Origin of the sequence: Pararhodobacter sp. (genome assembly GCF_034676075.1) — a bacterium.
Taxonomy (GTDB): Bacteria; Pseudomonadota; Alphaproteobacteria; order Rhodobacterales; family Rhodobacteraceae; genus Pararhodobacter.
In genome coordinates, this window is record NZ_JAUCCQ010000172.1 from 1 (window position 1) to 6361 (window position 6361).

Below are 6361 nucleotides of genomic sequence, written 5' to 3' on the forward strand. Positions count from 1 at the left end.
TCGGTGCCGCTGGCGCGGGTCGCGGGGCTGCTGATCGCCGGGGCCGGGCAGGGGATGCTGTGGAAGCCCGCGCCGGGCGCTGCGGCCTCGGCCCATGCGCTGATCCGGGCGCTGGGGCCGGTGGCAGGCGCCGGGCTGGCGATGCTGCAGGGCGATCACGCCACGGGGGCGGCGCTGGCCGGGCAGGGGCCCCTGATCTGGGCCTCGGACGCGTCGCCGCCCGCCGATCTGCCGGTCAGTCTGCGTGTCCCGGGCACAGGTCCACACCGCCGATGATCTTCGGATCCGGGGCGCCGATGGCCTCGGGATCCTTGCGGTCATAGTCGAAATCCCGGAGCACCCGCTGCACTGCGGCCAGCCGCGCGCGGTATTTGTCGTCGCCGCGGATCACCGTCCACGGCGCATAGGGGAAATCCGAGCGGGCAAAGGTCTCGCCGATCGCCTCGGTGTAGGCGTCCCATTTCGACAGGCCCTTCACGTCGATGGACGAGAGTTTCCATTGCTTGAGGACATGCTTCTCGCGTTCCAGCATGCGGCGCAACTGTTCGGCCTGGCCGACGTTGAACCACAGCTTGATCAGCCGGATCCCGTCATCGATCAGCGCCTGTTCGAACCCCGGCAGCTGGCCGAAGAAATGCGCGCGTTCGGCGTCGGTGCAAAAGCCGAAGACCTTCTCGACCACGCCGCGGTTGTACCACGACCGGTCCAGCAGCGCGATCTCGCCCGCTGCGGGCATCTGGGCGATGTAGCGCTGGAAATACCATTGGGTGCGCTCGCGGTCGGTGGGTTTGGGCAGGGCCACGACATGGGCGCCGCGCGGGTTGAGGTTCTCGCTCACCCGCTTGATGGCGCCCGATTTGCCCGCCGTGTCGCGGCCCTCGAAGATGACGACGACGCGCTGGCCGGTGACCTCGACCCAGCGCTGGAATTTCACCAGCTCGACCTGGAGGGGCTTCATCCGCTCCTCGTATTCGGCCGATTTCATCCAGCGCTCGTAGGGGAAGCCCTCGGTCAGGATGTCCTTCTTGCCGCCCTCGGCGACGGCCTTGCGGACCGCCTCCGGCGCCTCGGATTCGTAGTAGCGCGAGATGGCGCCGTCGAAGGGAAGATCCATGGCTCTCTCCGGGGTTTTCCTCAGGCTAGGGCGGGGGAAACCGGCGGACAAGCGGATTTGTAGAATTTCATGTCAGACATTCAAAGGCCTGACATTTTGAGTTTGAACGCGCATCTGCCGTGGGGCGGGCGATGGGGCGGTTTCGGCGGGAAGGCCCTCCCTGAAGGCGAAAGGGCGCCTTTGCGGGTTCAGGGGTCAGATTCCTCAAGGTTTCGCGCTAATCCCCTGAGATTCATAAATGTATGACATCGAAGATGAAGGGCTTTGCGGGCGCAGTAGCCTCAACCCGGCAGTGATATCGCGCCGAAGCTGCGATACCGGCGCGTCGCGCACCTTCCTCCGAATGTCCGACGGTGCCGCGCTGCAGCAATCCCGGGTTGCCGCGCCTGTCCGGTGGCCGAAAACCCCCGGAATCCCCCGCTCACTGCAATAAATCTGACATTTGCACAGGCCCCGCGCCGACCCTTGCCAAAACCGGGGCGTTGAGGTCAGGGTCGGGCGCATGGCGACCCCGATTTCTTCGATTCCCAACCTCGGCCCCGCCTCGGAAGAGGCGATGATCCGCGCCGGTATCCCCGATGCCGAGACGCTGCGCAGCCTCGGCGCCGACGCCGCCTATCAGCGACTGCTGGACTCGGGCGAGCGGCCGCATTTCATCGGCTATTACGTGCTGCACATGGCCCTGCAGGGCCGCCCCTGGAACGATTGCAAGGGCGCCGAGAAGGACACGCTGCGCCTGCGTTTCGATGCGCTGAAAGCCGCGCATGGCGCCAAGGGGGGGATTGAAGGGATCGAGGCGATCCTCGATGAGATCGGCGTGATCGACCCGGCGGGCCCCAGGCGGCGAACCGCCAAACCGGCAAGGAACGGATGATGCGTCTGACTGCGGCCCTGACAGCCCTGACCCTGTTTCTGTCCGCCTGCGGCGGCGGCCACGACCCGGTGCCCGACGTGCCGACGCGTCTGTACCCGGGCGAGACGCCGCAGATGCGCAGCCATATCCGGCGTGCCGCCGACGAGCTGGAGATCCCCGAGGCCCTGTTGCACCGGGTGATCCAGCGCGAATCCGATTACCGGGCGGATGCCCGCAACGGGCCCTATTGGGGCCTGATGCAGATCCTGCCGCAGACCGCGCGCACCATGGGCTTCCGGGGTGAACCGCAGGAATTGCTGAACCCCGAAGTGAACCTGCGCTACGCCGGGCGCTATCTGCGCGGCGCCTGGATCGTGTCCGAGGGCGACATGGATCGCGCTGTCATGTTCTACGCGCGGGGCTATTACTACGACGCCCGCGACCGCTGCCTGCTGGTCGAAACCGGCCTTGCCCAACGCGAGACCAACCGGCGCTGCCGATAACGAAAAAGGGCGGGGAAATCCCCGCCCTTCGTCTTTTCGCCAAGGTGGAAACGGTCAGCCGACCAGTTCCAGCCCCGAGAAGAAATAGGCGATTTCCTGAGCCGCGGTTTCCGGCGCGTCCGAGCCGTGGACCGAGTTCTCGCCGACCGAGAGGGCGAATTCCTTGCGGATGGTGCCCTCGGCCGCGTTGGCCGGGTTGGTCGCGCCCATCACGTCGCGGTTCTTGGCAATGGCGCCTTCGCCTTCCAGAACCTGCACCACGACCGGAGCCGAGGCCATGAATTCGCACAGCTCGCCATAGAAGGGGCGGTCCTTGTGCACTTCGTAGAACTTGCCGGCCTGGGCCAGCGACAGGTGGATGCGCTTCTGCGCGACGATGCGCAGGCCCGCGTCCTCGAACTTGGCGTTGATCTTGCCGGTCAGGTTGCGGTTGGTCGCGTCGGGCTTGATGATCGACAGCGTGCGTTCGATGGCCATTGTGGTCTCTCTGGATGCGCGGCGGGCCCCGTGCCCGGCCGCCGGTGGACGGATGAAATCAGGCCCGGGCCTTATCACGGGCATCGGGGATTGAAAAGCCGCGGATTGAAGCGGCGGGCGCCCTCAGAGCACCGCGCGGTCGAGTCTGACCGCCACCAGCCCCGCCGCCAGCGAGATCAGCACCGCCGCCAGCAGGATGCCCAGCAGCACCACCGGAGAGGCGCTGACCGCCAGCGCGGCCAGCGTCAGCCAGCTCAGCAAGGCCCCCAGCGCGACGGCCAGCGCCCCGCCGAGGCTGGCGGCGGTCCCGGCCAGATCGGGCCGCACAGACAGCGCGCCGGTATTGGCATTGGCGACGGTCAAGCCATTGCCGATGCCCACGAAAATCGTCGCCCCGAACATCAGGTAGGGCGAGGCCGCGCCCAGCAGGAACAGGACCAGCGCCAGGCTCAGCGCCACCGAGGGGATGACCCGCCCGGCGACGATCAGCCGGTGGATCCCCAGCCGCGGTGCCATCCGCGCGGTCACCGCCGAGCCCAGCATGTAGCCGCCGGTGATCGAGCCGATCCCGGCGCCGATCCAGGCGGGCGACAGATCCCACAGCGCATGCGCGACGAAGGGCACGCCCGAGACGAAGACAAAGAAAGCCCCCAGCGAAAACGCCTGGCAAAGGGCGAAGGCCCAGTAGCGCGGCGCGGCCAGCAAGGCGCCGTAATCGGCGAGCCTCAGCTTGCGCCCGCCCGCCTGTTTCGTCTCGCCCAGGTCGAGGAAGGCGATCAGCAACCCTGCGCCCCCCAGCGCCGCGTAGAGGCCAAAGACCGCGCGCCAGCCGATATAGGTGTCGAGGATCCCGCCGATGGTCGGCCCCAGCATCGGCGCCAGCGCCATTGAGGCGCTGACCGCGCCCATCCGGCCCGCGGCCTCGCTGGGCGGATAGAGGTCGCGGATGATCGCCGCCGACATGACGGTGCCGGCGACGATGGCCGCCTGAGCCAGCCGGAAGGCGATGAAGACCCCGGCCGATTGCGCCAGCGCCGCACCCAGCGAGGCCCCGGCATAGAGCAGCAAGGCCGCCAGCGCGACCGGGCGTCGGCCGATCCGGTCGCTGACCGGGCCGATGACCAGCTGCAGCACCGCCGAGAAGATCATGTAGCCCGAGACGGCGAGCGCCAGCCCGGCCTCGTCTGTGCCGAGCGCCACGGTCATCGCCGGCAGCGACGGCAGGAACATGTTGAGCGTGAGGACCGGCAGCGCGGTCAGCAGGACCAGCGTGCCGAGGTGGGGAGGGGTGCGTTGCATGGCGTTCTCGGTCAGACGCGCCACCAAAGGCGAGCGCGCGGGGAATTGCAAGCACCCTGATATTGCCCGGCGCCTGTCGCGCCCCCGCTGGTGCCCGGCCGAGGCTTCTGCTAAGCGGCGGCATCATGTTGAGCATCACCGATCTTTCCTATTCCGTCGACGGCCGTCCGCTGATCCAGGGGGCTTCGGCCCGTATTCCGAGTGGCCACAAGGTGGGCCTCGTCGGCCGCAACGGCTCGGGCAAGACCACGCTCTTCCGGTTGATCCGGGGCGAGCTGGTGACCGAGGGCGGGTCGATCAGCCTGCCCAGCCGCGCCCGCATCGGCGGCGTGGCGCAGGAGGTGCCCTCGTCCTCGACCTCGCTTCTGGACACGGTGCTGGCCGCCGATACCGAGCGCGCCTCGCTGATGGCCGAGGCCGAGACGGCGACCGATCCCCACCGCATCGCCGAAGTGCAGGCGCGGCTCGCGGATATCGACGCCTGGTCGGCCGAGGGGCGGGCCTCCACCATCCTCAAGGGTCTGGGTTTCACGGCCGAGGAAATGCTGATGCCGTGCTCGGATTTCTCGGGCGGGTGGCGGATGCGGGTGGCGCTGGCGGGGGTACTGTTCTCGCAGCCCGATCTGCTGCTTTTGGACGAACCGACCAACTACCTCGACCTTGAAGGCGCGCTCTGGCTTGAGGCGTATCTGGCGAAATATCCGCATACGGTGATCGTGATCTCGCACGACCGGGGCCTGTTGAACCGGGCGGTCGGGGCGATCCTGCATCTCGAGGACAAGAAGCTCACCCTCTATACCGGCGGCTATGACACCTTCGCCAAGACCCGCGCCGAACAGCGCGCGGTGCTGACGGCCGAGGCGAAGAAGCAGGACGCACGGCGTGCCCATCTGCAGGCCTTCGTCGACCGGTTCAAGGCCAAGGCCTCGAAAGCGCGGCAGGCGCAGTCCCGCGTCAAGCAGCTGGAGAAGATGACGCCGATCACCGCGCCCGCCGAGGCCGCGAAGCACGTCTTCACCTTCCCGCCGCCCGAAGAGCTGTCGCCGCCGATCATCGCCATGGAGGGCGTCTCGGTCGGCTATGGCGATCTGACGGTGCTGCGGAAACTGTCGCTCAGGATCGACCAGGACGACCGGATCGCCCTGCTGGGGCGCAACGGCGAGGGGAAATCCACGCTTTCCAAGCTCTTGGCGGGAAAACTTGAAGCGCGGGGCGGGCAGATGACCGTCTCGACCAAGCTGCGCGTCGGCTATTTCGCCCAGCATCAGGTCGATGAGTTGCATCTCGACGAGACGCCGGTTCAGCACGTCCGCCGCCTGCGTCCGACCGAGGGCGAGCCTCGGCTGCGCGCCCGGCTGGCGGGCTTCGGGCTGATGGCGGATCAGGCGGAAACCGTGGTGGGGCGGCTCTCCGGGGGCCAGAAGGCGCGGCTCTCGCTGCTCTTGGCGACCATCGACGCGCCGCACCTCCTGATCCTCGACGAACCGACCAACCACCTCGATATCGAAAGCCGCGAGGCGCTGGTCGAGGCGCTGACCGCCTATTCCGGCGCCGTGGTGCTGGTCAGCCACGACATGCACCTGCTGTCGCTGGTGGCGGACCGGCTGTGGCTGGTCAAGGACGGCGGCGTCGCGCCCTATGAGGACGATCTCGACAGCTACCGCGCGCTGCTTCTGGGTGGCGACGAAGGCGAGAAGAAGCCCAAGGCCGAGAAAACCGCCAAGCCCAAGGCGACGCGCGAGCAGGTTCTGGCGCTGAAGGCCGAGCTGCGCAAATGCGAGCAGCGGGTCGAGAAGCTGGAAGACATGCGTGAGAAGCTGGCCAAGAAGCTGGCCGATCCCGAGCTCTACGAGGACGGCCGCAAGGGCGACCTCGACGTCTGGAACCGCAAATACGCCGAGGTCATGGATGCGCTCGACCGGGCCGAGGCTTTGTGGATGAAAGCCGTGGAAGCGGTTGAAAACGCTGAGAAGTGAATGACTGACATTTAATGTCAGTCATTCGTTCCGGGCGTCCCTTTGCCGACGCTGGCAGGGCGGCGGGTCCAGATAGGGTGGCGGCGCGGCCAGGATCGCCAGCGCCGCCTCGCTCAGCCCCGCCTCCACCGGCAGGCAG

Annotated in this window: 7 protein-coding genes; 4 read left to right on the plus strand and 3 right to left on the minus strand. The window is 67.6% G+C overall.

The features are described 5' to 3' along the window. Window positions 1–276 (plus strand): hypothetical protein (locus tag VDQ18_RS22275; RefSeq protein WP_323023057.1); only part of this gene is annotated, 276 nt, incomplete at its 5' end. On the opposite strand, the gene ppk2 is transcribed toward VDQ18_RS22275, so the two are convergent. Further along, complete coding sequence (ppk2, locus tag VDQ18_RS22280) at window positions 236–1114, minus strand: polyphosphate kinase 2 (RefSeq protein ID WP_323023058.1); 879 nt, start codon at window positions 1112–1114, stop codon at window positions 236–238. The genes VDQ18_RS22275 and ppk2 overlap by 41 nt on opposite strands. Window positions 1115–1616: 502 nt before the next feature. Here ppk2 and VDQ18_RS22285 point away from each other — a divergent pair. Beyond that, window positions 1617–1988, plus strand: coding sequence for a TfoX/Sxy family protein (locus tag VDQ18_RS22285; protein WP_323023059.1), 372 nt, complete (start codon window positions 1617–1619; stop codon window positions 1986–1988). Next, window positions 1985–2470: a transglycosylase SLT domain-containing protein gene (locus tag VDQ18_RS22290; protein ID WP_416235141.1), complete on the plus strand. Its 486-nt coding sequence runs from the start codon at window positions 1985–1987 to the stop codon at window positions 2468–2470. Before VDQ18_RS22285 ends, VDQ18_RS22290 begins: the two co-directional genes overlap by 4 nt. A gap of 54 nt (window positions 2471–2524) precedes the next feature. Here the strand turns inward: VDQ18_RS22290 and ndk are convergent, their stop codons facing one another. After that, window positions 2525–2947, minus strand: a complete 423-nt coding sequence (ndk, locus tag VDQ18_RS22295; protein WP_107750074.1) for a nucleoside-diphosphate kinase — start codon at window positions 2945–2947, stop codon at window positions 2525–2527. Window positions 2948–3070: 123 nt separating this feature from the next. Next, entirely contained in the window at window positions 3071–4246 is a 1176-nt protein-coding gene (locus tag VDQ18_RS22300; protein ID WP_323023061.1) for an MFS transporter, read from the minus strand. 125 nt (window positions 4247–4371) lie between these two features. Here VDQ18_RS22300 and VDQ18_RS22305 point away from each other — a divergent pair, with 125 nt between their 5' ends. Next, window positions 4372–6222, plus strand: coding sequence for an ABC-F family ATP-binding cassette domain-containing protein (locus VDQ18_RS22305; protein WP_323023062.1), 1851 nt, complete (start codon window positions 4372–4374; stop codon window positions 6220–6222). Window positions 6223–6361: the final 139 nt, after the last annotated feature.